General features: G+C 39.4%; 28 protein-coding genes and 1 pseudogene. 25 read left to right on the top strand and 4 right to left on the bottom strand.

Going from position 1 to position 26,232, the window contains the following annotated elements:
* Nucleotides 1-202 precede the first annotated feature (202 nt).
* The 7 genes from KFZ56_RS17425 (at nucleotide 203) to KFZ56_RS17395 (ending at nucleotide 7,949) form a co-directional block, all read left to right on the top strand.
* On the top strand, nucleotides 203-1,051 hold the full coding sequence (locus KFZ56_RS17425; protein WP_222643356.1) for an ABC transporter ATP-binding protein: 849 nt from the start codon (nucleotides 203-205) through the stop codon (nucleotides 1,049-1,051).
* Nucleotides 1,051-1,749: an ABC transporter permease gene (locus KFZ56_RS17420; RefSeq protein WP_222643354.1), complete on the top strand. Its 699-nt coding sequence runs from the start codon at nucleotides 1,051-1,053 to the stop codon at nucleotides 1,747-1,749. The genes KFZ56_RS17425 and KFZ56_RS17420 overlap by 1 nt, the downstream gene beginning before the upstream one ends.
* 332 nt (nucleotides 1,750-2,081) lie before the next feature.
* Entirely contained in the window at nucleotides 2,082-2,675 is a 594-nt protein-coding gene (locus tag KFZ56_RS17415; protein ID WP_222643352.1) for an N-acetylmuramoyl-L-alanine amidase family protein, read from the top strand.
* Between the two features lie 218 nt (nucleotides 2,676-2,893).
* Nucleotides 2,894-3,658, top strand: coding sequence for an acyl-[acyl-carrier-protein] thioesterase (locus KFZ56_RS17410; protein ID WP_222643351.1), 765 nt, complete (start codon nucleotides 2,894-2,896; stop codon nucleotides 3,656-3,658).
* A 256-nt stretch (nucleotides 3,659-3,914) separates the two neighbouring features.
* Entirely contained in the window at nucleotides 3,915-4,355 is a 441-nt protein-coding gene (locus tag KFZ56_RS17405) for an OsmC family protein (RefSeq protein WP_222643349.1), read from the top strand.
* 541 nt (nucleotides 4,356-4,896) lie between these two features.
* Complete coding sequence (locus KFZ56_RS17400; protein WP_222643348.1) at nucleotides 4,897-5,772, top strand: YitT family protein; 876 nt, start codon at nucleotides 4,897-4,899, stop codon at nucleotides 5,770-5,772.
* A gap of 587 nt (nucleotides 5,773-6,359) precedes the next feature.
* A complete protein-coding gene (locus KFZ56_RS17395) occupies nucleotides 6,360-7,949 on the top strand; it encodes a glutathione ABC transporter substrate-binding protein (protein ID WP_222643347.1) in 1,590 nt (529 codons plus the stop codon).
* Between the two features lie 71 nt (nucleotides 7,950-8,020).
* Here KFZ56_RS17395 and KFZ56_RS17390 read toward each other — a convergent pair whose 3' ends face one another.
* On the bottom strand, nucleotides 8,021-9,832 hold the full coding sequence (locus KFZ56_RS17390; RefSeq protein WP_309228357.1) for a DNA ligase D: 1,812 nt from the start codon (nucleotides 9,830-9,832) through the stop codon (nucleotides 8,021-8,023).
* A gap of 119 nt (nucleotides 9,833-9,951) precedes the next feature.
* Here KFZ56_RS17390 and ku point away from each other — a divergent pair, with 119 nt between their 5' ends.
* The 13 genes and pseudogenes from ku (at nucleotide 9,952) to KFZ56_RS17325 (ending at nucleotide 20,317) form a co-directional block, all read left to right on the top strand.
* The gene (gene ku, locus KFZ56_RS17385) at nucleotides 9,952-10,803 is read left to right on the top strand and encodes a non-homologous end joining protein Ku (protein ID WP_222643345.1); all 852 of its coding nucleotides are present in this window, start codon (nucleotides 9,952-9,954) and stop codon (nucleotides 10,801-10,803) included.
* 404 nt (nucleotides 10,804-11,207) lie between these two features.
* Complete coding sequence (locus KFZ56_RS17380; protein ID WP_222643344.1) at nucleotides 11,208-12,227, top strand: acyltransferase family protein; 1,020 nt, start codon at nucleotides 11,208-11,210, stop codon at nucleotides 12,225-12,227.
* Between the two features lie 27 nt (nucleotides 12,228-12,254).
* Complete coding sequence (locus KFZ56_RS17375; protein ID WP_222643343.1) at nucleotides 12,255-13,082, top strand: sugar nucleotide-binding protein; 828 nt, start codon at nucleotides 12,255-12,257, stop codon at nucleotides 13,080-13,082.
* A gap of 434 nt (nucleotides 13,083-13,516) precedes the next feature.
* The gene (locus tag KFZ56_RS17370) at nucleotides 13,517-14,080 is read left to right on the top strand and encodes a nucleoside/nucleotide kinase family protein (RefSeq protein ID WP_222643342.1); all 564 of its coding nucleotides are present in this window, start codon (nucleotides 13,517-13,519) and stop codon (nucleotides 14,078-14,080) included.
* A 141-nt stretch (nucleotides 14,081-14,221) separates the two neighbouring features.
* Nucleotides 14,222-14,386, top strand: coding sequence for a hypothetical protein (locus tag KFZ56_RS17365; protein WP_222643340.1), 165 nt, complete (start codon nucleotides 14,222-14,224; stop codon nucleotides 14,384-14,386).
* A 212-nt stretch (nucleotides 14,387-14,598) separates the two neighbouring features.
* Nucleotides 14,599-14,826 (top strand): hypothetical protein, encoded by a 228-nt coding sequence (locus KFZ56_RS17360; RefSeq protein ID WP_222643338.1) that lies wholly within the window; start codon nucleotides 14,599-14,601, stop codon nucleotides 14,824-14,826.
* A 153-nt stretch (nucleotides 14,827-14,979) separates the two neighbouring features.
* Entirely contained in the window at nucleotides 14,980-15,207 is a 228-nt protein-coding gene (locus tag KFZ56_RS17355; protein WP_222643337.1) for a helix-turn-helix transcriptional regulator, read from the top strand.
* A complete protein-coding gene (locus KFZ56_RS17350) occupies nucleotides 15,204-15,677 on the top strand; it encodes a hypothetical protein (RefSeq protein ID WP_222643336.1) in 474 nt (157 codons plus the stop codon). The genes KFZ56_RS17355 and KFZ56_RS17350 overlap by 4 nt, the downstream gene beginning before the upstream one ends.
* A 310-nt stretch (nucleotides 15,678-15,987) precedes the next feature.
* On the top strand, nucleotides 15,988-17,007 hold the full coding sequence (locus KFZ56_RS17345) for an STM3941 family protein (RefSeq protein WP_222643335.1): 1,020 nt from the start codon (nucleotides 15,988-15,990) through the stop codon (nucleotides 17,005-17,007).
* Between the two features lie 14 nt (nucleotides 17,008-17,021).
* Nucleotides 17,022-17,540, top strand: a complete 519-nt coding sequence (locus KFZ56_RS17340; RefSeq protein WP_222643334.1) for a DUF3995 domain-containing protein — start codon at nucleotides 17,022-17,024, stop codon at nucleotides 17,538-17,540.
* Between the two features lie 76 nt (nucleotides 17,541-17,616).
* Entirely contained in the window at nucleotides 17,617-18,153 is a 537-nt protein-coding gene (locus KFZ56_RS17335; protein ID WP_222643333.1) for a GNAT family N-acetyltransferase, read from the top strand.
* A 649-nt stretch (nucleotides 18,154-18,802) separates the two neighbouring features.
* Nucleotides 18,803-19,656 (top strand): annotated as a pseudogene (locus tag KFZ56_RS17330) (aldo/keto reductase).
* A 337-nt stretch (nucleotides 19,657-19,993) separates the two neighbouring features.
* Nucleotides 19,994-20,317: a biotin/lipoyl attachment domain-containing protein gene (locus KFZ56_RS17325; RefSeq protein WP_222643332.1), complete on the top strand. Its 324-nt coding sequence runs from the start codon at nucleotides 19,994-19,996 to the stop codon at nucleotides 20,315-20,317.
* Nucleotides 20,318-20,684: 367 nt separating this feature from the next.
* Here KFZ56_RS17325 and KFZ56_RS17320 read toward each other — a convergent pair whose 3' ends face one another.
* Nucleotides 20,685-22,034, bottom strand: a complete 1,350-nt coding sequence (locus KFZ56_RS17320; RefSeq protein ID WP_222643331.1) for a YjiH family protein — start codon at nucleotides 22,032-22,034, stop codon at nucleotides 20,685-20,687.
* Between the two features lie 178 nt (nucleotides 22,035-22,212).
* On the opposite strand from KFZ56_RS17320, the gene KFZ56_RS17315 reads away from it, so the two are divergent.
* The 5 genes from KFZ56_RS17315 (at nucleotide 22,213) to KFZ56_RS17295 (ending at nucleotide 25,345) form a co-directional block, all read left to right on the top strand.
* On the top strand, nucleotides 22,213-23,856 hold the full coding sequence (locus KFZ56_RS17315) for an ABC1 kinase family protein (protein ID WP_255585197.1): 1,644 nt from the start codon (nucleotides 22,213-22,215) through the stop codon (nucleotides 23,854-23,856).
* Nucleotides 23,857-23,871: 15 nt separating this feature from the next.
* Entirely contained in the window at nucleotides 23,872-24,174 is a 303-nt protein-coding gene (locus KFZ56_RS17310) for a phasin family protein (protein ID WP_222643329.1), read from the top strand.
* A gap of 232 nt (nucleotides 24,175-24,406) precedes the next feature.
* Nucleotides 24,407-24,550: a hypothetical protein gene (locus KFZ56_RS17305; RefSeq protein ID WP_222643327.1), complete on the top strand. Its 144-nt coding sequence runs from the start codon at nucleotides 24,407-24,409 to the stop codon at nucleotides 24,548-24,550.
* 124 nt (nucleotides 24,551-24,674) lie between these two features.
* Nucleotides 24,675-24,956, top strand: coding sequence for a YwdI family protein (locus tag KFZ56_RS17300; protein ID WP_222643325.1), 282 nt, complete (start codon nucleotides 24,675-24,677; stop codon nucleotides 24,954-24,956).
* A 20-nt stretch (nucleotides 24,957-24,976) separates the two neighbouring features.
* Nucleotides 24,977-25,345, top strand: coding sequence for a DUF423 domain-containing protein (locus KFZ56_RS17295; RefSeq protein ID WP_222643323.1), 369 nt, complete (start codon nucleotides 24,977-24,979; stop codon nucleotides 25,343-25,345).
* Here KFZ56_RS17295 and KFZ56_RS17290 read toward each other — a convergent pair.
* Nucleotides 25,340-25,591, bottom strand: a complete 252-nt coding sequence (locus tag KFZ56_RS17290) for a hypothetical protein (protein ID WP_222643321.1) — start codon at nucleotides 25,589-25,591, stop codon at nucleotides 25,340-25,342. The two genes, KFZ56_RS17295 and KFZ56_RS17290, sit on opposite strands and share 6 nt — an antisense overlap.
* Nucleotides 25,592-25,742: 151 nt before the next feature.
* Nucleotides 25,743-26,225: a spore coat protein GerQ gene (gerQ, locus tag KFZ56_RS17285; RefSeq protein WP_222643319.1), complete on the bottom strand. Its 483-nt coding sequence runs from the start codon at nucleotides 26,223-26,225 to the stop codon at nucleotides 25,743-25,745.
* Nucleotides 26,226-26,232: the final 7 nt, after the last annotated feature.

Here is a 26,232-nt window from a genome sequence, read left to right as displayed (position 1 = left end):
CCGGTTAGCGACGTGCGGAGGTGAGGGAAGTCTCGCTAATCGCTGAAACTGGATGTAGCGTAACCGTATATCATTACGGCCGTTTTTTCAACCCTTACTCGGTACATCTGAACCTTTTTAAGCTACATTTCATTCTGATATGACTGCAGCAGCAGGCATTCACCATTATGATGAATGTAGAACATCATAAGGAGGTTTTCAGTTGGAACATACGATAGAAGTAACGGGAATGCGAAAAGTTTATGGCCAACATCCGGCTATAAAAGATGTCAGTTTCCATGTGAAGAAAGGTGAAATATTTGGGCTGCTTGGCCCCAGTGGATCAGGCAAAACAACAACGATTAAAATCCTAACCGGGGAGCTTGGGCCAACAGCCGGCTTAGTTACGGTTCTCGGGATTGATTCAAAGCGGTTCGGGGCGCCTACGTTCAAATCCAACATCGGGATATTATCGGATAATAGTTCGTTGTACGAGCGTTTGACTGTTTATGATAACTTGAAATTATTTTGTAAATTATACAACGCTCCCCTTAAGCAAATCGATGTGATATTGCGTGAGGTTAATTTGCATGACGTGCGTTCCAAAACGGTTTCGAAGCTGTCAAAAGGGATGAAGCAGCGTGTGCTGCTGGCAAAAGCATTGATGCATAAACCGGACCTCGTCTTTCTGGATGAACCAACATCTGCACTTGATCCGGGGAATATGGCGCATATTCACCGCGGTTTGCAGAAACTAAACGAAGCCGGAACTACGATTTTTTTGTCCACGCATAATATGGAAGAAGCGACAGCGTTATGTGATCGTGTTGCATTTTTGCACAATGGGGAACTGCAGGAACTGGATAATCCGAACGCACTTCGCTACAAATATTCTACCCATGCCTTTCATGTGGAAACATTTTCCGGCGAGCAACTGGTTATTGAAAATGAAGCCGAGAATGCTGATCAAATCAAAGCATTAATTGCAAACGAAAACGTGAAAGCCATGCATACGGATAATCCCACCCTTGGCCAAATCTTTTTAAAAGTGACCGGAAAGGAGCTTGAATAATGCACGTTCAACGTATATCTGCCATATTTGAAAAAGATATCAAAGACTTCATGAAAAATATGATGCTTTTGATGATGCCAGTGATTCCAATCGTGTTGGCGCTCATATATACTCGGATGGGTAGTGGAGATGAAGACCTCCCTATTATCATGTTGTATATTATTATTGGAGTAACATATTCAGCGGTAACATCAAGTACGATAATGACCATGATGGCTGAGGAAAGCGAAAAGAAGACATTGCGCGGACTCATTCAGTCACCTGCATCCATGATGGATATTATTATCGGGAAAAGTTTGGTGACCGGACTTATCACGTTCGTATCCTTGATTGTGTCACTGGTGATTCTTGATATAGAACCTTTCCTACATGTTAGAGCTATGCTTGGATTGCTATTGATATTTTTGTTCTTTCTATTTCTCGGAATAGGTATTGGCCTTTTCGCAAAGTCAATTGCTTCAACTTCATTCTATATCATGCCGATTATGTTCCTCTTTGGTTTCACGCCGTTTATTTGGATGCTCGGACTGGATGAAGATGGTATAGTCATTAAGATTGCCGATACCTTTCCAATTATGCAGGGAATTGAAATACATGACACCACCTCCTGGCTGCCATTAGGGATAATTACTATCTGGACGGCGGCCGCTGCAGTATTTATGTATGTTTGTTTTAAAAAGACGATGACGGATGACTAATTCACGGGGTCTGTCTCCCACTACAGTAAAGCATTAACGTAGTGGGGGGAATAGGTTCTGCTGGTTCCTCAATAATGTCATATTCCGGAGAAAAGGCGTACATTTTAATATTGAGTAGAAACGGAATATCTAGCTCCTGTCGCTTTACAAATCTTAAAATATATGAAAATTTATTTTCTATCGACACGTTTTTTGATAGAATAAAAGATATCGTCTAAATTGGCAGAATAATTATATAGAAGGAGGAGAACGTTATCTTTTCAAAACAAGTAAAGCGAAGTATAAAGGGGTTTCTGTTTGTTTCTGTCATTTTGGGAATTGCCCTAGCAGGTATGACTATTCCTCAGCATACAGTAGAAGCAGCAGCAAATACTCGTATTTTTATCGATCCGGGACATGGGGGATCTGACACAGGAGCATCAGCGAACGGATTACAAGAAAAGGATATAACGTTGGATATCGCATTGAAAACCAGAGACATGTTAAATGAACAGTATAGCGGTCACACCATTCAACTTTCCCGGACGTCCGATGTTACCAAATCATTAGATGCGAGAACGAATGAGGCCAATAATTGGGGAGCTAACTTTTTTGTTTCCATACATATCAATGCAGGTGAGGCTACAGGCTATGAATCTTACATATGGAATGGAAACTATGATAATGACAATAAGGAAAGAACCGATGCCATAAGAAACACAATTCATAATGAAATTGTGGAACAAACAGGATTTACGGACCGCGGGGCAAAAGAATCCGATTTACATGTCTTGCGCGAATCGAGTTCACCAGCCATCTTAACGGAAAATGGGTTTATCGATAATGCAGAAGATGCGGACAAGCTGAAAAATGACGCCTTTTTAGAAGAAATAGCACAAGGACATGCGGATGGGATAGCCAAAGCTCTTGGTTTACCTGCCAAGTAACCTTTGTCCGTTTCGAAACCCTAAGCAAAGCTAGAGCAAATGGAAAAGATCAAAAATGTTTGATGACGATTAGTACCGCCATCCACCAATGAAGATGGCGGTACGACTTATGTGTTCTTCAAGCATAGATTCGTGATGCACTTCATAGGTTTGGAATTCTAATCTGCTGGGGTAGTATGATAGAATGAAAGGGGAACAAGGAATAAGGAGCTATAGCTATGCAAAAGAACATATTATATAAGCAGCATTATCCAATTGATTTGCGCGATGTCGATTTTAAAAAGAAATTAAGGCTTAGTACATTATTTAGTCATTTTCAGGGAGTGGCCAGTCTTTCTTCTGCAAATCTTGGCGCAGGGATCGATGATTTAGCGAATGATTATGGCGTTGCATGGATTCTGATGCGGATACGGGTAGAAATCACCCGAATGCCGGAATGGAATGAAGACATAACGATAGAAACATGGCCGCAGGAACCTGGAAAAATAGAATTCGAACGTGATTTTGTTGTTCGTGATCAGAAGGGAATCCCGATTATTCGAGCAGTCTCTGTCTGGGTGGTTATGGATCTAGTGGAGAGAAAAGTCAAACGAGCTTCCCATATCTCGCTCCAATATCCATCTGTCATGAAAGAGCGGGCCATTGATTATAAACTAAAAAAACTAAAGAGTCCCCAAGGCTTAGAAACAGCGTATCACAAAGTCATTGGCTACAGTGATATTGATTTTAATGGTCATTTGAACAATTCCAAATATGTGGATTACATACTGGACTGTTTTCCGTTGGAAGATCATAAAACCCATGAGGTAAAAGCCATGGAAGTGAACTTTAATCAAGAGGCATTGCCAGGGGAGACCATTATGTTAAAAAAGGGGCTCTCAGGCACAGACGCAGGAGTCGTTCATATTGAGGGCATTAATGAAAATGATCACAACGTCATTTTTAAGGCGCGAATGGAGATCAGAGAGGTGAGCTGGGAGTAAGACACTCCTTTGGTTTGTAAATCTCTTTCTTGTGGTACCATATACATTGAAACAGAGATCAGACATAGAATATAAAAACCGAAGATACGGCTATATCTTTGGCCAGCAATGAATCGCTTTCCTTCAAGGGTCAGCGCACATAAGGAATAGACCTCGCCGCGGCTAATAATTTTAGGTGGGTCTATTTTTATAGTCGATGATTGACACAACAAGCGTTGTAAATGTGATAACATTAAAATAAACCAGAGGTGATCTTATGGCGGAAGAACATTTCCATTTAAAAGCAGCATGGCCTGGTGGGAGAAATAGTGAGGGCTATATCGATGCAGGCAATTTGCAGACAAAAATCTCCATTCCAACGGAAATGGGTGGCCCCGGCATCGGCACGAACCCGGATGAAATGCTGTTAGGAGCAGCAGCCACTTGTTATATTATTACGCTGGCAGCTATGATCGAACGGGCTGACTTACCACTGAAAGAGATGGCGCTTGAATCGGAAGGCATTGTTGATGTGACAAATGGCGTATTCACTTACAAGAAAATCATTCATAAGCCAACTGTGTCCCTAACGGAAGACACGCAGGAAGCAGATTATAAACAACTCGGGAAACTTGTTGAAAAAGCAGAGAAAAATTGTATGATTTCAAGGGCGATTCAGGGAAATGTCGAGATGGAACTTCAACCGAATATAGGATAGGAGCTAGGGGTCCTCGCGATGCTGAATTGAAATCTTTTAGTCAATAGTAGTTATTGTTAACGTGTCTAGGTTTAACCAGGGGAGGGAGCGATAACTTCAACCCCTCATTTTCATCTTTATTTACCTGTATGGTTAGATTGGATCATAGTCACTTTATTTTTCCACACCATTATCAAGCAGGATAATGCTTTAAAGTTATCATTTATGATGATGCACATACGTTAATGGGAAGCTAAACCTCAATTGTTATCATTTTTCAACTTCTCCTTATTGCTGTAGTTCTCCACTTTATCAGCGTGTTTCAATCCTCGTACACGCAACGTTCCCAAAACAGACCGAAAACACAATTGTAAGAATGAAGCCTGCCTATAGCCTTTTTAGCAATCGCATCATTGCTGTTTGTTTTTGTCATATCAGTCTCACTTTTTAATTCCCCCTAATGCAATATCTTATCTCGCATCTAACAATAATATCACTTGGAGTTTCATTTTGAATATAAAATGATATAATCGAACGATCAAGAAATACGAGGTGGTACCAAATGAAACAAATGGCTTTTATTATAACCGGGACACTTTTATGCGCTGTTTCTACAACTTTATTGGCAATGCCAAACTCTATTGCAGATGGAGGTATCTTGGGTATTTCCTTACTGCTTTTCTATGCGTTTGGCTTTTCACCCGGAATCGTTACATTTATTAGTTTTATTGCATTGTTAGGCATAAGTTTTAAATATTTGCCACGTCATATGGTTTACAAAACCATGATCAACGTTCCGCTCTTGTCCTTATTTATTTATCTAACGGAGAATTTAGGTCAGCCAATTGATGACCCGCTTGTTGCAGCCATCTTTGCAGGTTTAGTTATGGGGTTGGGGTTTGGTTTAATCATTCAGGCAGGAAGCTCTATTGGAGGAACGTCCATCATAGCAAGAATATGCCATCAGAGTTTTGGCTGGAACATTGTGACATCGACGTTCATTATGGATGCCATCATCGTTGTGGCCGGTGTATTGGTTATCGGGCCTTTATATACCATGTACACGATTATTGCTTTGTTCACTGGTAAAGTAGCCAGTGACTATCTGCTGGGAGGCTTTGATGCAAAGAAAGCTGTGAATATCATTTCTCCAAAAAGCAAAGCGATCGCCAAGAAAATTACAAAAGAAATGGGCTCCAGTGCTACGTATTTTCACGGTTCGGGCACGTATACCGGAGAAGAAAGGCAAGCGTTATATGTCGTTGTTCGTTCTCATCGGCTTTTAACATTAAAACGACTAGTGCGGGAAATTGATGCAGAAGCATTCGTCGTTGTTCATAATGTCAAAGACGTATCGGGAGGAACTTTTTTCGCAACAGCTGTGGAAGGTGCATTAGAAATAGATCAAGGAGAAGAGGATCCAGAAACTCAAGTATAAGCTTTTTCTTCTAAGGTTTGGTCATAAGTTTCAATAGAGGGAATTTATTCAGGTGGAAAGTTTATTATATGGAGGCCCCGTATAATGTCATATGCCAACTTCCTTGAATGAATTCCCTTTGCACATGACGCTTGGTAGGAAATCATTTCCTTGACACTTTCACTAGATCATTGTATTTTAGTTTTGGCTTAGTCTTACTAATCTTATCGGAATTATATGCATGAACTATACATGATAATTTGCATATAATGGGTCATAAGACAACGATTCAATTGATAAGGGGGGAAGGGATGTCGTAAAGCATGTTTCAGTCTGATTATTACATAACATTGAAATCAGCCAGCATCGTTATATATAAAGGGCATTTTTGTCGTGCGTTAAAAACGCATTCAATACTATCTCTGCTGTATTAGCTCATTTTGCGTGACCATAATAAAAAATTTAAAACGCAAATTTCATTCAACGGGATACGTATGGCTTTTTTCGCCCTTTATAGCTGACAGTTCTGAAAAGGGACGTCACAAATGCTATTTTTAGGAAAAAGTAAAGGTAATGTTAGCCGACATAGAATAATAAGGAGGATATCCATGAGAAAGTACAAAGTCATATCAATGCTTTTTATGGCATTACTTATCGTAACGGCATGTGCCGAAGAGCCTGATACAACAAATGAAGAGGGCACTAATGAAAATGAAACAGAAGCAGAGGGAGGAGATTTAGTCGTGGATTTGGCATCTGATCCCGTTTCGCTTGATCCACACGCGGCAAATGACGGAAATTCATTGTACGTCATGAACGCTATGTATGATACATTGGTCGCTTTGGATACAGACCTGGAGTTGCAACCTGCTTTAGCGGAGAGCTTCGAGCAAATTGAAGATACGGTTTGGGAAGCTCAAATTAGAGAAGGTGTGACCTTTCATGATGGCTCCGAATTGAATGCCGAAGTGGTAAAAGCAAATTTGGATCGTGTCATGGATCCGGATATTGGATCTCCACTGGCATTTCTTTATGACATGATTGATACTGTAGAGGTAACGGATGAATATACGGTGGAGATAACGACAGCATATCCATTTTCTGCACTACCTCTTCATCTGGCTCATCCTGGAGGACATATCATTACTCTCGAATCCATAGAAGCTGATTATGAAGCCGTTGAAAATGGGGAAGAGCCTTTCACATCGGTAAATGAAAATCCAGTCGGTACCGGTTATTTTAAATATGAAGACCGATCCCACGGAGAAAATATTACCCTGGTGAAAAATGAGGATTATTGGGGAGAAGAGGCCAAGGTAGATTCGGTTACATTTAAAGTGGTGCCGGAGGATTTGACGCGAATTGCAGAGCTTGAAACAGGAGAAGCCGATATTAATTATCCGGTAAATGCAGATGATATCGCACAAATCGATGGCAACGAAGGCACTCATGTCAAACAATCGGAAAGCTCAAACTTGACCTATGTGGGGATGAATACGGAACAGGAGCCTTTTGATGATCCTCGTATCCGCCGTGCAATAGCGATGGCAATTGATAATGAGCTCATCATCGATGGAGTAACCGATGGTGTTGCTTTGCCGGCTGAAGGTCCGCTTGCGCCAACCGTTTTTGGTCATAGCGACGAATTAACCCCACTAGAGTATGATTTGGATGAGGCGAAACAGCTGCTTGATGAAGCCGGATATGGAGATGGGTTTACGGCAACCATTGCTACCAATGACCGGACGACTTCAGATATAGCAGAAGTCGTGCAGGCACAATTAAGTGAAATAGGTATTAACCTGGAAGTAGAAATGATGGAAAAAGGGGCCTACCTGGACCGAACCGCCGATGGGGAAACCGATATGTTTGTTGGAAGCTGGGGAACGGTGACACTGGATGCCGATTATGGACTGTATCCAATGTTTCATTCGGAAAATGCTGGTGCGCCCGGGAACCGATCATTTTTCAGTAATGATGAAGTAGATGATTTGCTGGAGCAGGCGAGACAAACGATTGATGAAGATGAAAGGCTTGATTTGTATAGAGAGGCACAACAAATTATTATTGACGAGGCTCCAATTGTGCCAATTTATCATTCCGTCCTTCTGGCAGGACTGCAGGATGAAGTAGATGGGTTTTATCAATATCCAAGCAGTTTTCCGTTTTTGAGAGACGTAACGTTGGAAGAAGATTGATGCGTGAATAGAAGAAAATGTTTCATTGTAAGCAGCATAGTCGCTCCTGATTGACTAGGAGCGGCTATTCTTCAATCTCCTCGTACAAGGTCTAATACGCTATCTAAATACTGTTTTCTGGCAACATCAAAATACGAAGCAAAAGGACATCCCAATGTTTTGATACGCTTAATCGCGTTGGAAATCGTGAATTGACCTGGGTCCAGTCCATCTTTTACCTCTTCCCAAAACAGCGGAGTGGCAATCGTTGCCAGGTTTGTTTTCCTGGGAGAATAGGGGGCTATTAGCGTTTTATCTCTTCCATGCTGAAGGTAATCAATATACAGGCGGCCATGTCTATTTTTCTTCATCCGTTCGGTTGTAAACAAATCGGGATAAGCATTTTCAACTGTTCGGGCAATTGCCTCTGTGAATATAGCAGTCTCCTCATAGGTCATCCTTCCGGTAGGGATTGGAATATGAATTTGCAACCCCTTGTTTCCGGATGTTTTAACAAAAGAAATGAGATCCAAATCATCAAGCAGTGGCTTTATAATCTTGGCCGCTTGAATGGCCAAATCAAATCTGTCTTTATCAGGTGGATCCAAGTCAAAGGCGATTTCGCTAGGCTCTTCATGTTGAGTCATCTGGAATGGAATATGATATTCCACTGTGCCATGATTGGCGAACCACACTAGAGCCTCCAGATTATTACATACGATACGATTCTGCCCATCTACCTCAACACTGTCCACAAAAGAAGGCGCATAATCCGGCAAATGTTTCTGAAAGAAGTGCTCCTCACACACCCCATCAGGGGAACGAATCACAGTCAGTGTACGCCCGTTGAGAAAGGGGAGCATATATGGCGCAATTTCTCGTATGTAAATAAGCAAATCTCCTTTTGTCAGACCTACATCCGGCCAAAAAAGTTTATCTGTATTTGTGAGGTTGATAGTTGACGGAAGCATTGCCATATCGAGTTCCAATCTTTCCATCGTACAATCCGTCGCTTTCATATTCGGTAATAATTTATCAAATTCCGGTTCGCGTAGTTCTTCTTTGTACAAATCAAGGGTATGAATAGCGGCACAAATAGCTGGCGGGAGCCTGTAGCCATTATGTACGTTTTCTCCCTTGGTTGTAAAAATCTGCTGTAAGGCTTGAACGGATTCATCACCTAGCCCGTGCTTGCATTTTCCTATTTGTCTTTCAACATCATTGTCATAAATACTTACGGTGAAATAATCATTCTCCGGGTTATAATGGGTCAGAAATCCAAAAACCTTTCGCCAATTTTTTATCTTGAACCAGTCATTATGATCTTTTCCGGAATGATAGACACTATTTTTCCGCTTCGCAATCATCCCTTCTGCTTTATAGTCAAAAATGATGGTACCTAATTCATCCGGATTATCATAAGTTTGGATAAAATCAACCCGATTATTCCTTCCCATTACGGCATAAATGTCAGCAAGCAGTGCTTTTCGATGTTGAATAGATTTCTTCGTGCAGTCTGTTCCCCTGTATTGTACTAGATCGAATACCAATAAGCTGGCTGGTCTCGATGCTGCTGCGCGTTGAATGGAGGAATTATTTTTTAACCGCCCTCTTTTCTGAATCGAGGAAAAGTCTGCTTGAAAAGCATGATTTAAAACTACTAATTCCCCGTCCAATTGGAGTGGAAGAAAAGGTTTAACGAGCGCCTCGTGTTCCTGGCAAAATGCTACAATCTCCGGAAAATTAGCCGTTAAATCTGTATTATTTTTACTTGTAAGATAAATATTTCTATTACCGGTTTCAGGGAGGTTCCAATGCAAAACACAGCGAAAACCATCATACTTAACCTCATATAACCATTCGTTGCCGATTGGTTTTTCAGCGCTTACTATCGGTTTCATCATATCCACTAAAAACAGCTCCCTTCTTGATGTATCATGGCTCAATTTCACCAAAATAAACCCGCTGTAGGATAAAAATGTTCCATAAAGCCAAACTAATAGAAAAAAGGAGGTTTTATTCCATGCATACGATGTGGAAGGGTTCGATCAGCTTTGGGCTTGTCAATATCCCTGTGAAAATGCATGCCGCTACGGAAAACAAGGATGTCAAATTACGGCAATTGCACAAAGAATGCGAAACACCGATTAAATACGAGAAAGTCTGCCCGAATTGTGATAAGGAAGTAGGAAGCGACGATATTGTGAAAGCATATGAATATGCCAAAAATAAATTTGTGATTTTAGACGACGAGGAATTGAAGGAATTACAAAAGGAACAAAAGGATAAAGCAGTTGAAATTGTTGACTTCGTAAAGTTGGAAGAGATTGACCCAATCTACTTTGAAAAAAGCTATTACCTGTCACCGAACGAAGGTGGGGGTAATGCTTATGGATTATTGCGCAATTCCCTGAAGGACACCGGGAAAATTGGTATTGCAAAAATGATGATCCGATCAAAAGAGCAGTTGGCAGTAATACGCGTGTATGAAAATACATTGGTAGTTGAAACGATCCATTACCCGGATGAAGTACGCGACGTAGGAGATGTCCCGAATGTCCCTGATGAGGTAACAACAGCGCAGAAAGAACTGGATACAGCAAAAATGCTCATCGACCAGTTAACAACCGAATTCGACCCGGAAAAATACAAGGACAATTACCGAACGGCGTTATTGGAATTAATCGAGGAAAAGAAAAATAATGAAGAAGCAACAACCACAGCTGACGACAAAGGAAAGCAAACTCCGGATAACGTTACTGATTTAATGGGGGCACTGGAAGCCTCGCTGGATAAAGCGAAAAAAGATAAGCCGAAACCAAAACAACCCAAGAAAAAGACAACGGCAACCAAAAAGAAGAAAAAGGCGACATAAAACAAGTTATCATTTGAGGAAATCCAGGAATCGGGAGAGCAAACAGCCAAATCGGGAGAGAGCATTTCGAATTCGGGAAAGCAGAAGCTGGAATCGGGAGAGAGCATTTCGAATTCGGGAGAGCAGAAGCTGGAATCGGGAGAGAGCATTTCGAATTCGGGAGAGCAGAAGCTAGAATCGGGAGAGTATAATTTGAAAACGGGAGAGTAGAAGGTCCAATCGGGATCGTTATTCAAAGCCGGTTTCAATCCCAGCAATCCTTTTACAAAACTGCCCATATTTTTTCATTCCATTTACAATCCCCTTACAAGTCTATAAAAACAAGGCAAATCGCACGTATTTTTCACTAAAAACGGGTAGAATGGGGGTACACCATTAGATGAACGTAAAGGGATGAGAAGTAAATGAAAAGGAACCCATTTTTTGATAACGCGCGGATATTTTTGATTTTCCTTGTTGTCTTTGGCCATATGATTCAGCCTTTTATCGATGAGTCAAGGGGAATAAATACACTCTATACGTGGATTTACACGTTCCATATGCCCGCCTTTATTTTGTTGGCAGGTTTTTTTGCAAAAGGTTTAGGGAATAAAGATTATATCATTCAATTAGCAAAGAAATTAATCATGCCGTATATCATTTTTCAATTGCTATATACGGGATACTATTTCTTTATTGGAAAGGCAGATTGGCAATCGACTCTATTTTATCCACAGTGGGCTCTGTGGTTCTTAATTAGCTTGTTTTGCTGGCATATGCTCTTATATTGGTTTAAAAAAATACCGGCTGGATTAAGCGTGATGATTGCCGTTCAGCTCGGATTAATTGTAGGCTATTTTGGAGACATTGGACACACGTTTAGTTTATCACGCACATTTGTCTTCTTTCCATTTTTCCTAATAGGCTATTTCATTACCGAAAAACAGATCATGCAGGTGAAACAAAAGGGGGTAAAAATAGCATCCGTTTTTATCATGGCAACACTTGCTGTAGCGGTATATTACCTTCCTGCTATTAATACGGACTGGTTGCTTGGATCCACCTCCTATGCTGATTTGGGATTACCTGTTTATGGCGGGTTGGCTCGTCTCGGGGTTTATATGATCGCAACACTCATGGTTATTAGTATTCTGTCTTGGGTCCCCCGTTCAAAAATGTGGTTTACCCCTATTGGATCACGAACACTATATGTCTATTTGCTGCACGGGTTTTTCATTCAATTTTTCCGGGAGGCAGATGTATTTAAAATTAGTAATGCACTCGATGTAATAGGGCTTGGCATTATCTCCGCTGTACTTGTGCTTGTTTTATCAAGTAAACCGATTCTTGGAATAACGCAGCCGCTCATGGAAGGAAAGGCCACTGTGATTAAAAATGCGCACATTGGGAAGACAAATAAGAAATCGGCACAAACAAAAGCTTAATGCTTAGGGAGAAGGAAGGTGTTCATAATGAAAATAATCGTATTTGGAGCTAGTGGTTATGTAGGAACATCTGTCTATAAATTACTTGAACATCAGTCTGATATGGAAGTCATTGGAACGTATCTGGAAACGGAACCTGAATATGACGAGTTGTATAAACTGGACATTAATGAACCGGAATCTTTCTCCGATTTCTTTAAAAAGGAAAATCCGGATGTTGTCATCTGGTCTGTTATGAATGGACCAAACGAACACGAGTTAACCGATCAAGGCCTATTGCATTTAATAACACACATCACTCCAGCTACGAAGTTGATTTATATTTCGTCCGACTTCGTTTATAGTGAGGGAAAAGGACCGTACGCGGAACACGACCCCTTAAGTACATTGCCTGATGATCATATTTATAGTAATTATACAAATGCAAAGGTAAAGGCAGAGCGATTTATTAACAATGAATTAACAAACTTTGTAATACTAAGATCAGGCCCTATTTATGGGGAAAATCAAATTGGCAAATGGGATGAGTTGACAGATGAATTGGCTTATCATTTACGTTCAGGTAAGCCGATTGCCTTTCGCGATGATTTAATTCGGACCTTTGTCCATGTGGAAGATTTAGCTAATGTTGTTGTGAAATTCGCGCAACAAGATAATACAGGTATTTATAATACAGGGCCTTCTACAAATAAAAGCTTTTACGAATTTATGAGTGGTATGGCAGAGCAGCTTGGATATGATGCCAATCTTGTTGAAAGAGCATCGGAATATGAAGAAGCAGATGAAGAGGTGCCTAAAGATACATCCCTCGTCACGGAAAAAATTACTGGCGTTGTGGATCAGAGGTTTAGATAAATACTATCGTTTTTAAGAAAACAGAAGGTCGCCTTATAGAGACGGCCGTCTGTTTTTTTGCGGCTCGAAATAGGAAAAGCCATCCCAGACCTCATGATGATTTTTTTCATTAGAAAGGCCTTAAATGATGAAATATTCATCCTATCATATGGATATACCATAATCGTATATTCTCAAGGTGGGCGTCAAAATCCCAACGTTTTATGCGGGTTTATATACATAAAAAACCACATGGAAAGGGAGTTCTAAATGAATATAGAACACAAACGAACATTGCCGAAATGGCTGGTTACTACTTCGGGTGTTGCCGTTGGTATTGCTGTTTATCAGATTGTAAAAAGCATGTTCTTCCAGTAATTGTTTTCCACTGTTTACATCAAAAGGTTTGTCAGTGTTTAACATGGAGATGATAAATGGATATCGGAGGGATTCAGATGTCTTCTACTATTATTTTAATCGGACCAATTTGTGCTGGTAAAAGTACAGTGGCTGAGGAGATTTCAACTCAAACCGGGATTCCTCAACGGCCGATGGATGATCAGCGTTTTGATTACTATAAAGAAATAGGTTTTAGCATAGAAAAGCAAAATGAAATACGTAAAAATGATGGTTATATGGCTATGTATGCATATTGGAAGCCGTTTGAAGCGCACGCAGTTAAAAGGATATTGGAAGATTATCCGAATGGTATCCACGATTTTGGTGCTGGGCATTCTGTTTATGAAGACCAAAGTTTATTCACGAATGTCAAGAATATCCTCAATGACTACGAAAATGTATTTCTATTGTTGCCAAGTCCAAATGAAAGGGAATCTATCAATGTCTTAAACAAAAGGCTAAAAGATGTGACCACTAACAATGATGTGTATAAGCTAAATGAGCACTTTGTTAAAAACAAGTCTAATAGGCTCTTAGCCAAATATATTGTTTACACAAATGGCAGCTCTCCAGAGGAAGTTGCGGATAAAATAATAGAAACATCTTATATAAAATGGTAGTTTATGATTCCAATGACAATGACTTAAGTGGCGAATACGTGATACATATTGTCCAATTACAGACGCTCTATTATAATATATCCCAAGTAATCGTTGCCTTCGATCGGGTGATAATTGATTAGAAAAGGAGAGTGAGTTACTTTGGAAATCATTATTTGGCTAATTGTTATTGTGGTGGTAGTAAGTCTTATTATGATTATATATTCTACAAACAAAAACTTTAAATTGAAGGAGCAAGAGTTGAAATTGGAACAGGAAAGATTAGCATTGGAGCGAAAACGATTAGAATCAACAGAGAAGGAATAAACGATCGGTGCAAGAACAGAAAGATAAGCTGCCATTCAGTGAAATATAGAGGCAATAAAGTTGGAAAAGGAATGGAAGTCAAATGAATACCAATGCCCCTCATAAGACCAGAATGACTGCACAGAAAACTAAAATTTTAGCCATCCTTGGTTGTTTTACTGAGTGCATGGATTTTTTTAGACCATATATTTACTCCTGAAGAAACGAAGATAATGGTTAATCAGTCTCCTAATGGGGAGAACAAAATTGAATTTTATAAAGTAGCTGAATTTCCTGATCCAACTCTTAAAATTAAATATGGAAATAGATACATTAATAAACTGAATGTGCTACCTAATCCTGATAATATATCTGTGGAATGGAAAAATGATAAAGAGGCTAATGTCCTTCTCAATGAAAATGGAAGAGAACCGGATATTGAGAAAATAGAATTCAAATAGCTAATAATGTTTTCACCAACGAACAGACACGTTTTCTGAAATATTGGAATGCGTCTTTTTGCATGTCATGAAACCAATAATAAACCTAACATAATGTTAACTTGACTTAACATTATGTTAGGTTATATTATATATATAAGTTTAACCAAAGAAATGAAGGAGATTAATTTGCAAATATCCAATCGAATTAGGGAATTACGTGCGCGTTTTCAATGGACACAACAAGATCTCGCGTCAAAAGTAGGAGTAACGAGACAAACCATTGCTGCATTAGAAAAGGGGGATTATATTCCTTCTCTTCTCTTAGCGATGAACATTTGCCATGCGTTTCAAATGACTGTTGAAGAAGTATTTCAATTCAAAGGAGGGGATCAGCAGTGAATTTAAGAAATTATTTAGTGATTGTTACAGTGTTAGGCTTATTTGGATGGGCGATGGTAGCATTTTATGAGGCTGTGATGGATATTAAAGCTACCATTGATGGTTCAAATACCGATGAATTTGTGTTTACGTTAAATGTCTCTATTATTCTCTTTTTAATCGTTGCGATACCAGCCGGGATTGTATTCACGCGTAAACAAATCAAAGATAAACAGGGATGGAAAGAAGCTCTTCTTTTTCCATCTGAATTCAGAGAAAGGGATGAGCGGGAAAAAGCACTGACCGCAAGGGCTTCTCGTAATTCTTATATTGCAATGGCGATTGTATTTCCATTTCTTGCTGCATGTATGTTGTTTCAGCCGTTTATTTCTGATTATTTTGCTGCCTATCCAGTCGTCATATTAATGCTTTTCCCAATTATTCAAGTAACCGTATACTATTTGTCCATAAAAAAGAAATTGCACTCATAAAATGATGGATTTAGGAGTTGTATAGAAGAACTTTATTATTAGACAAGAACAGGAAAATGACTATGAATCAACGGAGAAGGTTGTAAAGATTACATTTGCTTGCCATCATTACCAATTTAACACCTTCGATAAAGGAATATGTCCCGTGACAAATTATCAACTCTGCATTATTAACGTTTATTATCAGAAAGGAAGCAAGAAGAAAAACAAAGGACCCACCGGCTAACTCCACCAATTTTTGCGATTGAAGGAGGTATTTTATAAAATCACTTAAGAAGATCATATACGAATGTCAAACCGGGAGGCTATCATGGAAAATTCAAATGAACTGTATTTTTATCGATCAAAAGGAAAGTTATTTTGGTTAGTGCTCATATGTGCAGCAGCTGCGCTCTTTTTTGGAGTAGTAACCTACTATGGATTTGAAGGTTTTTCATATTATATGGGGATAGCATTCACACTTTTTATGGCTATTATTTCTTTGATTATTTTAAAAAGAATGCTGACAACACATCCATATCTTTTGTTAACAGAGGAAGCGTTATGGATAAACGTGTCGGATAGGAACGAGATAATTGTTCCGTGGGAAGATATAAGAGGTTACCGTTTGGAAACCCTTAATCATAATAAAATTCTGAAAGTTATTTTGTATGATGAAGAAAAAGGTCTATCAAATCAGTCTGGGATACTTAAAATTATAAAAAAAGGGATGCGTGTTAATCCTTATACGATTGTATGGGGACAGATAAAACGCCGGGATAGAAAATGTCTAGCGCTCGCTTTAGAAAGGAATGTCCCTGGATCTGAGGGAGATTTGTATGCTGTGACTCACAAGTCACCGCTGAAGGAAAGAATACAGAAAAAGTTACTGGTATTATTGTATCTGGCAACGTTGCTGGTAATGGAAATCGGCGCCTTATTTCTTAGTCAGAAGGTCGCGCCCGATAGTATGCTGCTATTATTAGTTTTTCTTGTGTTAATGGCTATCGTTCATTTTTTCCTATTTGCATATATAGGGTTAAATATAGAAGGATTTAGAGATCGCCACTTTAATAGGGAATATAACAATATCCTAAAAACTTACCATAAAACAGGGGATGCATCATTGTTTTTAGATGACCTTAAAAGTATGGATTATTCTCCAAAAACAACACAGGGAGTATCTGTTTATTATTTAAGTCTGTCAACGGCGCTTCATAGGAATCATCAAGACGAGGAAGCTTTAGCTTGCTTGGACAATATTACGACGTCTGATGAAAAATTTCAAAAGACAGTAGCACAACAGCGAAAATTGATAGAAGATGAAAGCCCCTTATTACATAAGCCATAAGCAATGGGGTCAAAATGGATGCAGTAGATTGGAACGACGATGATTATTTTGGAAATTTGGCTACATTCGGAGGTGCTTTCTATTTGAGGGTTAACTGTTGGTTCATTGCCTTAGGAATTATTTGGACTGTGATTTTTGCTGGTATGAGTTTCTACTGGGCAATGGGCGGTATGCTCGGTGTTAGATCCTTAGGTGGGAGTATCTACGAGATGTCCTTAAATCCTGAGCTATCGTTCGTTATTATGATATGGATTACCGGTTTTATAAAATTGTTTGGCGCAACCGTATTGTTGATGCTTCTCGTTCAATGGAGAAAGCCTTTAATAACCAGGATGCTTTATTACGTGACGAAATTTTCGGGAGTCTTTTTATTCTTGTACGGATTTCTTAATTTCATCACCATTGCATTAAGTGTATTTCATATTTTAGATTTTGACTTAGATTCTTATGCAACGTTTTGGAGGTTAACTTTTTGGGAGCCATTCTGGATGGCTGGTGGGGCGTTTTACTTTTTTACTGTTAAAAGAGTTTGACACTTTTCTTCTATTAATAGATGCTATTCGAAACATTGCTCGTTCGGGCCAGATAATGGAATTAGGAGTTGTGTATATGAATTATATTATTAGACAAGAGCAAAAAAGTGACTATCAATCAACTGAGAAGATTATAGAAATCGCATTTGCTTCTGCAGTTCAAAGTGATCAGAATGAGCATAAGTTAGTTTCGCGAATCAGACGATCAGATACATTCATTCCCGAGTTATCTTTAGTGGCTGTTGATAAAGATAATCATGAGATACTAGGACATATACTTTTATCTAAAGTATTAATTAATGATGGCAAACAAAAGGCAGAGTCATTAGCACTTGCGCCCGTTTCTGTTTTACCTGATTATCAAAATAAAGGTATAGGGAGGAACTTAATACAAAATGCATTAGAAAAGGCAAAGGAGCTTGAATTTCAATCAGTTATTGTACTAGGCCATTCAGAATTTTATCCGAAATTTGGTTTTAGGAAGTCATCTCAATGGCAAATTAGAGCACCATTTGAAGTGCCTGAAGAAGCATTAATGGCTATTGAATTACAGGAAGGCTCCCTTGATAATATTTCCGGTATAATTGAGTATCCAAAGGTCTTTTTTGAATAAGGTGTTCAACTGCCGGGTGCAGTAACGGAATAATGCTAGCCACTTAAATTGGGGTTTATTCTGGAATAAAGCAGCTTGGAGCAAGTACAGCAGTTAAAACCTGTTATTAAACTGAATAGTGCTCGAACATAACAAGTAACAAGTAAATCAGTAATATGACATTCTTTTTAATAAAGGGCAATAATAGGGAGAAAATTGTAAATTAAAAGCGTAAGAGAAGGATCTGTATATTATATGTTTTTCAAGTGGTGGATAAAGGAGTTGGACTTGTATCATCCATTTTAAAATGGCATCCGGAAGACCTTCAACTGTTTGCAGATGCTCATCGCCCGCCAGTTCAAAAACGCTTTTCATGCTCTAATTTGTACCTGCTAATAAAATGGTTGATTACGAAGATATTCTCATCTATGGTTCCGTTGGTGTAGGAGCTTTGGAAATGGGGTATACTACTTATGGACATCTCAGGGAGAGATGAAAACATGAAATACGGCTAATGTGACCTGGGTTTGATGATTCCCCGGTGGCTATTTAACCGGGACTTTAGTTTGGTGAAGACAGCCTGTTGGTTGCCTATTGGCAAACATGAAGGAAATATTCTTTTCTACCATTCTCAGGCGCACATTGCAAAGGTTTTAAAGGAGATGAGACCATGACAGTTGATCATAACGGTTTTATTCTAAATGATGGTTCCGTACTTCCCCTTGTGGGATTAGGTACGATCGGTATTGACGGTGATCAAGGTACATTTGAAATTTTAAACGCCTTGAATCTAGGATACCGCTTAATCGATACGTCAACGAACTATAACAATGAAGGTATTGTCGGCGAAGCTGTTCGTCGCTCCGCACTGCCCAGAGAAGAAATTTTAATCAGTGCGAAATTGCCCGGCTCTCACCATGAATACGATAAAGCGTTTATCTTTATTCAAGAATCTTTGCGCCGCACTGGATTAAAATATTTTGACAAGTATTTAATTCATTGGCCAAATCCCAAAGACGGCAAATATGTAGAAGCTTGGAAGGCTTTAGTGGATGCGCAAAAACAAGGATTAATCCGAACTATTGGTGTTTCCAACTTTGAACCTGAACATCTGGACAACATTATCGCAGAAACAGGTGTGACTCCTGCTACAAACCAAGTGGAGCGTCATCCGTATTTTAATAATAATCGGATGGTTGAAGAAAATGAAAAACGGGGTATTCTTACGGAAGCTTGGAGTCCTTTTGGTCGGGGTTATTTGAATGACGTACTGGAAAATAGCTCCATTCAGGAAATTGCGGATAAATACGATAAAACCCCGGCACAGATTATTTTAAACTGGAACTATCGGGCCGGCGTATTTGCTATTCCAAAATCAAGTAACCCAATGCATCAAAAAGATAATATCCATAGTACCATTTTGCATTAGCCCCTGAAGATATGGAAAAAATGGATTCATTGGATAAAGGAGAAGCCGGCCGTGTAGAGGGGCAGGATCCCAACGAATATCACGAATATGTATAGAAAGGGCAACATCTGGGTGATATGTTTTGAACAATAGATAGAAGAAAAGGCTGGGATAAAAGTGTTTTTAACAAATAAATCCGAACATATATCGCTTCGGAACATATTTGTTTATCCCAGCCTTGTTTCTATTTTTAAGGCATCATGTAAATTGGTTGTTGAAACGTGATTTGTTTCGCCCCCCATAATATCGCTGATCATTTATATCAAAATTCGATTGATTTTATCTTAAATCTATATTGATTCGATTGATTTGAAAAGGTATCATTAATAATATACAGAAAATACGATCTTAAAAACGTATGCGCAATTCGATTGAAAATTAGGAAAAATGATAATGACAGTTAGATATGGACAGCATCTATCTATAAAGGGGATGAATCGAATGATGGAGTATGAAGTATACCCGAGACGTTGGGGATATGGGCATATTATAACAAGTCCAATCAAAGGAAGTGTGGAAAGCATCAAGGTCGAATCAGGTGAAAAAGTTCGCACTCAGCAATTGCTGGCAATGATTCAAGATGAACAGAGCAATATAAAGCGAATTTTGTCCGGGGCAAGTGGAGTGATTGAGACATTAGCTGTGAAAGCTGGTGATAAAGTGGTTCGTGGCGATGTTCTATTTTATATAAAAGAAGATGAGTTCGTTTGGGAATAATATTGGTGGCTAATCATTTATCCAAGTGAGATTCTTTATACGCTTCTATTCATCCATCACAAAGTGCCAGTCTTTCTTCTGTCCCCATTGTTTTCATGGTTCGTCAAAACAGGCGAATTCTTAGTAGTTCCCCCTGGAAATAGCCAAAGTCATTTAAATATTGATAAAGAACAGCATTTGCAAGATTTGTTTGGATAATCATCCAATAAAAATAGACCTCTCCTTCAATTAACAGCCTGGGGAGGTCTATTCCTTATCTGTGATTGCCTCTCTTAAAGGGAATCGAGTTTCGATGTTTATTGGAAAACAAGAAAACAAATTGCAAACTGTCAATCTCTCTTCGTACTCGTACTAGCGTACCTATCTATTAAAATATAATATGCGCAATCAATATGATAATTGGCAGGGTGATGATCGTCCGGAGTAAGAATACAATAACGAGATCCTTAAACGAGACGGGGATTTTCGATCCCAATAACAATCCGCCAACTTCGGACATATAGATTAATTGCGTAACGGATAAGGCAGCAATGATGAAACGGGTGATCTCTGCTTCAATAGATGAAGCGAAAATGGATGGTAAGAACATGTCAGCAAACCCGATTAACATCGTTTCCGATGCTGCCGCAGCCTCCGGAACTTGCATCCATTCAAGCAATGGTACGAAAGGTAGGCCGAGCCACTGGAATAGGGGTGTATATTCCGCGATAATCAATGCAACTAAACCAAAGGCCATCACAATTGGGGCTACCCCCATCCACATATCGAGAATATTTTGTCCGCCTTCTTTAAAAAACGCATAAACATTCGTTTGTTTCTTACTTCGCTCCAAAGCCTTTTCATAGCCGTACGTAAAGCTATTATAGCCGTCGGGGATTTCTTCCGTGATCCCCTCAGCTTTCCCGTCGATATACGTGTTTGACTTCCTGGACAGCGGCGGGATACGTGGCATGATTAATGCTGCTACAGCACCTGCAATAAGGACAGTTAGGTAGAAAGGAACGAACATACGCCCCAGTCCGACTTCAGAAATAATGACCAATGAAAATGTGATCGACACGACCGAGAACGTTGTACCTATGATGGCTGCTTCCCGCTTTGTATAATAGCCGGTCTCATACTGCTTGCTTGACAATAGTACCCCGATCGTACCATCCCCAATCCAGGATGCCAGGGAATCAATGGATGCGCGACCGGGGAGTTTAAATAAAGGCCGCATCACTTTCGTCATCAATGTCCCGAATAATTCCAGCAAACCGAAGTTCATTAACAACGGTAAAAATAATCCCGCAAATAAAAAGACGGCAAATAATACATGCAGCAAGTCGTCCAGCAACATTTGTCCGGTATCCGGACCGTGAATCGCTTCAGGCCCTAATTGGAAAAAGATCGCTATAGCAAATATACCTGCAAGAACCCTAGCTATGGTCCAAAACCAGCCGGTATAAAAAAGACCTTGGAAAAAAGGAGTTTTGGCAAACGCGTTAGGTCCTATGAATCTAGCAATCAACGTCATCACTGCTGTAAAAACGATAATAATCATCATAATAGCAGATAACTGACCAGCTAATGTTTCCTCTAGCCACGTTGCTAAAACGGCAATTGGTATTGTAAATCCATCATCTGTTGGTACAGGTGTCATAAATAAAAAGATACCGAGTAATGATGGGATGATAAATTTTAAATGATCAGTAAATGTATATTTGTTGTCTTCCATCAGACATGTACCACCTTATAAAATACTTCTTTATTTATTATAAGTGAATATATGCAAATGTCCAGTATAAAATGAATAATTATACATAACCGAGAACCGTTCGCATAGAATAATGGAATGTAGTAAACTAGGATTAACCTAATACACAATCGGGTATAAGTTAGATGAGGTGTTAATCTTGAAAGGCTCCCTTAAATATAATTTTATCTATCGCTATACCGTCATCGTATGGATGGTTATTAAATTTATTTTTCAAATTTACTTCTTCCTTTTTCGCTATAGTGTATGGGATAGCAAAACGCAAAAAAAATGGAATGATTTATTAGTAAATATGGCGAAAGAATATCGAATGAAAGCAGTGAGACTGGGTGGTGTATTAGTAAAGGTCGGTCAGTTTTTAACGACAAGGACGGATATTTTACCGGATGTGTTTATTAAGGAGCTCTCGGGGTTAGTTGACCGGGTATCACCGATGACATTCGACTATGCTAAATCACTCTTGGAAGAAGAATGGGGAACGGCCATTGATGAACATCTACTGGAAATGGATGAATCTTCTATCGCCTCTGCATCGATTGGCGAAGTCTATCGGGGGAAATTAAAAGATGGCAGCGTAGTCGCTGTAAAGGTGCAGCGGTATCGTGTACAGGAGATTTTCCAAAAAGATTTTATTGCACTGAGAATGGTGTTCTGGATCATATCTGTTTTCACGTCATTTGGTAAAAAAGCGGATATGGAGGCACTTTACCATGAAATCGTTCGCGTCATGGATCGGGAGTTGAACTTTGAGCAGGAGTTGGAATACGGAAAGTATTTCAGGGAACGCTATCAAGCGTTTGATGCCGTACATATCCCAGCCTATTATGAAGACTTAAGTACAAATAAAGTCCTTGTGATGGAATGGATGGATGGGGCAAAAATAACAGATCTGGAATTTATGAAGGAACATCATATTAGCGCAGAGGAAACGGCGAAGACACTGTTTGATTTTTATATTGATCAATTTCTCAATCCGGGTAATTTTCATGCGGATCCACATAGCGGCAATATCTTAATACAGCAGGATGGAACCATTGCAATTATTGATTTTGGCATGGTGGGTGAACTACGCAAACAGGATACGCATAATTTTAAAATGCTTGTTCAAGGTTTTATTATCGATGATTATGATATCGTTGTCGAGTCACTGGAAGAGATGAACTTTCTGTTGCCACATGCAGATAAGAAGCAGATTAAAAAAACGCTGAAACAGGCGGTAGAAATGTATGAAAGCGGCTCTCTCAAGGACATGGACGTAGAAGCAATGACAAAAATAAAAGATGAGATCCTGCATTTCGTCAAAGAAGAACCCATCCAATTGCCTGCAGACTATACCTATTTAGGGCGAGCGGTTTCTATTGTGGTTGGGATATTATTTACGGTTTACCCGGACATGGATATTGAAGAATGGGCAAAACCAAAGGTTAAAGAGTGGTTTGGTAGGCGAAACATCTTTGAATCGATCTATAAACAGAAGGCAAAAGACTTGGCACAACCTGTTTTATCCTTGCCAGGTGCGTTGCTATCGTTTCTGGAAAGTGGAGAAAAGGATAGGCAATGGGATAAAGAGAAACATCAAAGGCAACTGAAGCATCACTTTTATTTACTTTTAGAGGCCATTAGTTTTATCATGATAGTAGTAGGAATAGGATTAGAGGTATATGCTAGTATTTACAGTTTAGCAAGCGTCAGCATAATCGCAATTGTGCTCATCGCTTTATTTACAATCATAACAAGTATTCTTTTGTTTAAACATTTTCGAATGATTCGATCCGCAAAATGAGGGGGTGAACCACACATGGCTGATACATTAAAAAAAGGATTCTTATTGGGACTTGGTGCCGCAGTTAGTGGGAAGGAAAAACTGGAAAGCAAGCTCAGTGAATTGGTTGAAAAAAACGAATTAACAACGGAGCAGGCAAGGACAGTGATGAATAATTTCATTGAAAAAGGCGAAATGAAAAAAGATGAATGGAGCGCCAAGCAATATGAGCAAACCCAAGAGATGGCTAAGGATCTTGGACTGGCGACCAAAGAGGATATCAATGAAATAAGAGCTAGAATTACGGAACTGGAAGCAAAACTGGAAGAAGATAATTAATGAAAAGCGGGAGGGCCACATGAAGGTCTTTCCGCTTTTGTTCGTATGATCTTTAATAATGTAAGAGAAATGCTTGAAGTTTGTCGCTTCCAGCAAATTTTGCTGTCTAACCTTGCTGTTTTCTGTAAATTCTTATTAATTTCACTTTTGTTATTGCTTCTTCAATCGGATCGCGGTATAATAATGTTAGAAATATCCAAATTACGTCAGTTTAAGGGGGTTCTTAGACGCTATGAAGAGCTTTTTAGAGGTATGTGAGGATACGACAGAGAAACTCAATCGGCAATTGCAAGAAAATGAAGTAGAATTTTTGCGATGGATGTACAGCCGTTATACAGAGGAACAGGAGAAAAAGCTTGAGTATACAAAGCAATAGCGTAAAGAGACGTAATGATAAAATATATTATACATAGGGAAGTCTTGGAAGTTTCCAAGGCTTTTTACATTAGAGAAAATAATGGTATAATGCAGGCAGAAATGCGAAGTAGGGAGCGATCGCAGTGGCAGTAGGAAATAATACGGTGATTCGGAAAATGATCCATGAATTAACTCAGGCACAAGAGCAGGATAATCAGGATAAAATGACAAAACATATTGAAAATGTTCGTTTATTATGCGATCTTTTTTTAGAGGAAGCTTCTCCTTCTAAAGGAGAGAAAGAGACGATATCAGCAGAGGAAATGAAAGCAATGCTTGGCAAACAAGCAAGCGAAAATAAAACAATAAAATCAAAGCCGATGGATCATGATGGTGCAAATGGAGATTCTATCTTTGATTTTTAGTGTAGGAGTGTTTAGTTATGATGAAAGTTTTTCTCATTCTGGGTGCCATAAATGGATTTGTAGCTGTGGCGCTGGGCGCTTTCGGGGCGCATGGTTTAGAGGGAAGGATATCTGCGAGTTCATTGGATACATGGGATAAAGCTGTGAACTACCAAATGTTTCACACAATGGCGCTGCTCATCACAGGTCTCGTTTTAGCGAGAATCACCAGCGGAGGGGCCGTTTGGGCTGGCTGGATGTTCTTTGCGGGGATTATTTTGTTTTCAGGTAGCCTCTATATTTACTCCACAACAGCGATCAAAACATTTGCTATGATTACCCCCATCGGAGGGGTCGCATTTTTAATCGGGTGGGTTCTACTTGGAACGGCTATCGCAAGGAACCTATAATTGGAAAAAGAGGATAGTGGTAAATAAGATGATCATAATGGCGCGAATAAGCTGTTTTGCGGCTTGTACGGTGCGGTGTGAATAATATTCGATAAGCGCATCACAGCATAAGCTGAGGGCAAGGACAAAAAAGCACATCAATATAACGAGTGCAGCACTTTGAAAGATAGCGAATACACCGACTAAAATGACAAATGTAATGCAAATGAGTTCGATGCGAATGAATTTTTCATACGGATGTCGCATGTAACCGCCCTTTCTGCTAAGCAAAATGCTCACCTAGGCTTTCCGGAGTTCAGTGACCAGCTATCGGATAGACATTAGAAATCAGAAAACCACATTTCATTTCTTGTGAAAAAGGATGACACGTTCCATTTTTGTGTCATCCTTCTTCCTATTATCGGGGTTGGTAGTTCGCCAGCTGGCCGTTTCCGCCATATGGGTAGGCATAATTAATTTCATCATCAAATACGACATAATCAAGATAGACCATCAGAAGCAGGTACCGCTTACCTGTTTGTGGTTCACTTAATATGATGTGATCTCTTCCTGCCGCTTCAATAATCCCTTTGAAAACTTGCGCATTCCACTGATCATTACTCTCAAATGTCATATAGACCGTCGCATGCTCTCCTCGATTCAGGCGTAAAATGTTTTCAATGTAGGACTCCTGCATAGGAAGCATACCATTTTCGCCAGCTTGCTGTGATTGTTGTGCCTGTTGCATTTGTTGCATCTGTTGTTCTTGCTGTTGTTGCATGGATTCCTGCCTATAGTACGCTGGATAGTATGCGGGTGACGCTTGAGGATAATAGAAGTACGGATATGGCTGATAGGGATTCTGAAATTGTGGGTTTGTATTGTTTGCATCTTGACTCATAAAAAAA

The organism is Virgibacillus sp. NKC19-3 (genome assembly GCF_019837165.1).
Classification (GTDB): Bacteria; Bacillota; Bacilli; order Bacillales; family Amphibacillaceae; genus Virgibacillus_L; species Virgibacillus_L saliphilus.
Note: the sequence above shows the minus strand (reverse complement) of the source record. Positions and strands in the feature narration are given on the sequence as shown.

Bases quoted from the DNA above. Each gene is read 5' to 3' on its own strand.
- KFZ56_RS17420 (WP_222643354.1), top strand. From the start codon at position 1,051: ATGCACGTTCAACGTATATCTGCCATATTTGAAAAAGATATCAAAGAC.
- KFZ56_RS17415 (WP_222643352.1), top strand. From the start codon at position 2,082: ATGACTATTCCTCAGCATACAGTAGAAGCAGCAGCAAATACTCGTATT.
- KFZ56_RS17410 (WP_222643351.1), top strand. From the start codon at position 2,894: ATGCAAAAGAACATATTATATAAGCAGCATTATCCAATTGATTTGCGC.
- KFZ56_RS17405 (WP_222643349.1), top strand. From the start codon at position 3,915: ATGGCGGAAGAACATTTCCATTTAAAAGCAGCATGGCCTGGTGGGAGA.
- KFZ56_RS17400 (WP_222643348.1), top strand. From the start codon at position 4,897: ATGAAACAAATGGCTTTTATTATAACCGGGACACTTTTATGCGCTGTT.
- KFZ56_RS17395 (WP_222643347.1), top strand. From the start codon at position 6,360: ATGAGAAAGTACAAAGTCATATCAATGCTTTTTATGGCATTACTTATC.
- KFZ56_RS17390 (WP_309228357.1), bottom strand. From the start codon at position 9,832: ATGATGAAACCGATAGTAAGCGCTGAAAAACCAATCGGCAACGAATGG.
- ku (WP_222643345.1), top strand. From the start codon at position 9,952: ATGCATACGATGTGGAAGGGTTCGATCAGCTTTGGGCTTGTCAATATC.
- KFZ56_RS17380 (WP_222643344.1), top strand. From the start codon at position 11,208: ATGAAAAGGAACCCATTTTTTGATAACGCGCGGATATTTTTGATTTTC.
- KFZ56_RS17375 (WP_222643343.1), top strand. From the start codon at position 12,255: ATGAAAATAATCGTATTTGGAGCTAGTGGTTATGTAGGAACATCTGTC.
- KFZ56_RS17370 (WP_222643342.1), top strand. From the start codon at position 13,517: ATGTCTTCTACTATTATTTTAATCGGACCAATTTGTGCTGGTAAAAGT.
- KFZ56_RS17360 (WP_222643338.1), top strand. From the start codon at position 14,599: ATGGTTAATCAGTCTCCTAATGGGGAGAACAAAATTGAATTTTATAAA.
- KFZ56_RS17355 (WP_222643337.1), top strand. From the start codon at position 14,980: ATGAAGGAGATTAATTTGCAAATATCCAATCGAATTAGGGAATTACGT.
- KFZ56_RS17345 (WP_222643335.1), top strand. From the start codon at position 15,988: ATGGAAAATTCAAATGAACTGTATTTTTATCGATCAAAAGGAAAGTTA.
- KFZ56_RS17340 (WP_222643334.1), top strand. From the start codon at position 17,022: ATGGATGCAGTAGATTGGAACGACGATGATTATTTTGGAAATTTGGCT.
- KFZ56_RS17335 (WP_222643333.1), top strand. From the start codon at position 17,617: ATGAATTATATTATTAGACAAGAGCAAAAAAGTGACTATCAATCAACT.
- KFZ56_RS17325 (WP_222643332.1), top strand. From the start codon at position 19,994: ATGACAGTTAGATATGGACAGCATCTATCTATAAAGGGGATGAATCGA.
- KFZ56_RS17320 (WP_222643331.1), bottom strand. From the start codon at position 22,034: ATGGAAGACAACAAATATACATTTACTGATCATTTAAAATTTATCATC.
- KFZ56_RS17310 (WP_222643329.1), top strand. From the start codon at position 23,872: ATGGCTGATACATTAAAAAAAGGATTCTTATTGGGACTTGGTGCCGCA.
- KFZ56_RS17305 (WP_222643327.1), top strand. From the start codon at position 24,407: ATGAAGAGCTTTTTAGAGGTATGTGAGGATACGACAGAGAAACTCAAT.
- KFZ56_RS17295 (WP_222643323.1), top strand. From the start codon at position 24,977: ATGAAAGTTTTTCTCATTCTGGGTGCCATAAATGGATTTGTAGCTGTG.
- KFZ56_RS17290 (WP_222643321.1), bottom strand. From the start codon at position 25,591: ATGCGACATCCGTATGAAAAATTCATTCGCATCGAACTCATTTGCATT.
- gerQ (WP_222643319.1), bottom strand. From the start codon at position 26,225: ATGAGTCAAGATGCAAACAATACAAACCCACAATTTCAGAATCCCTAT.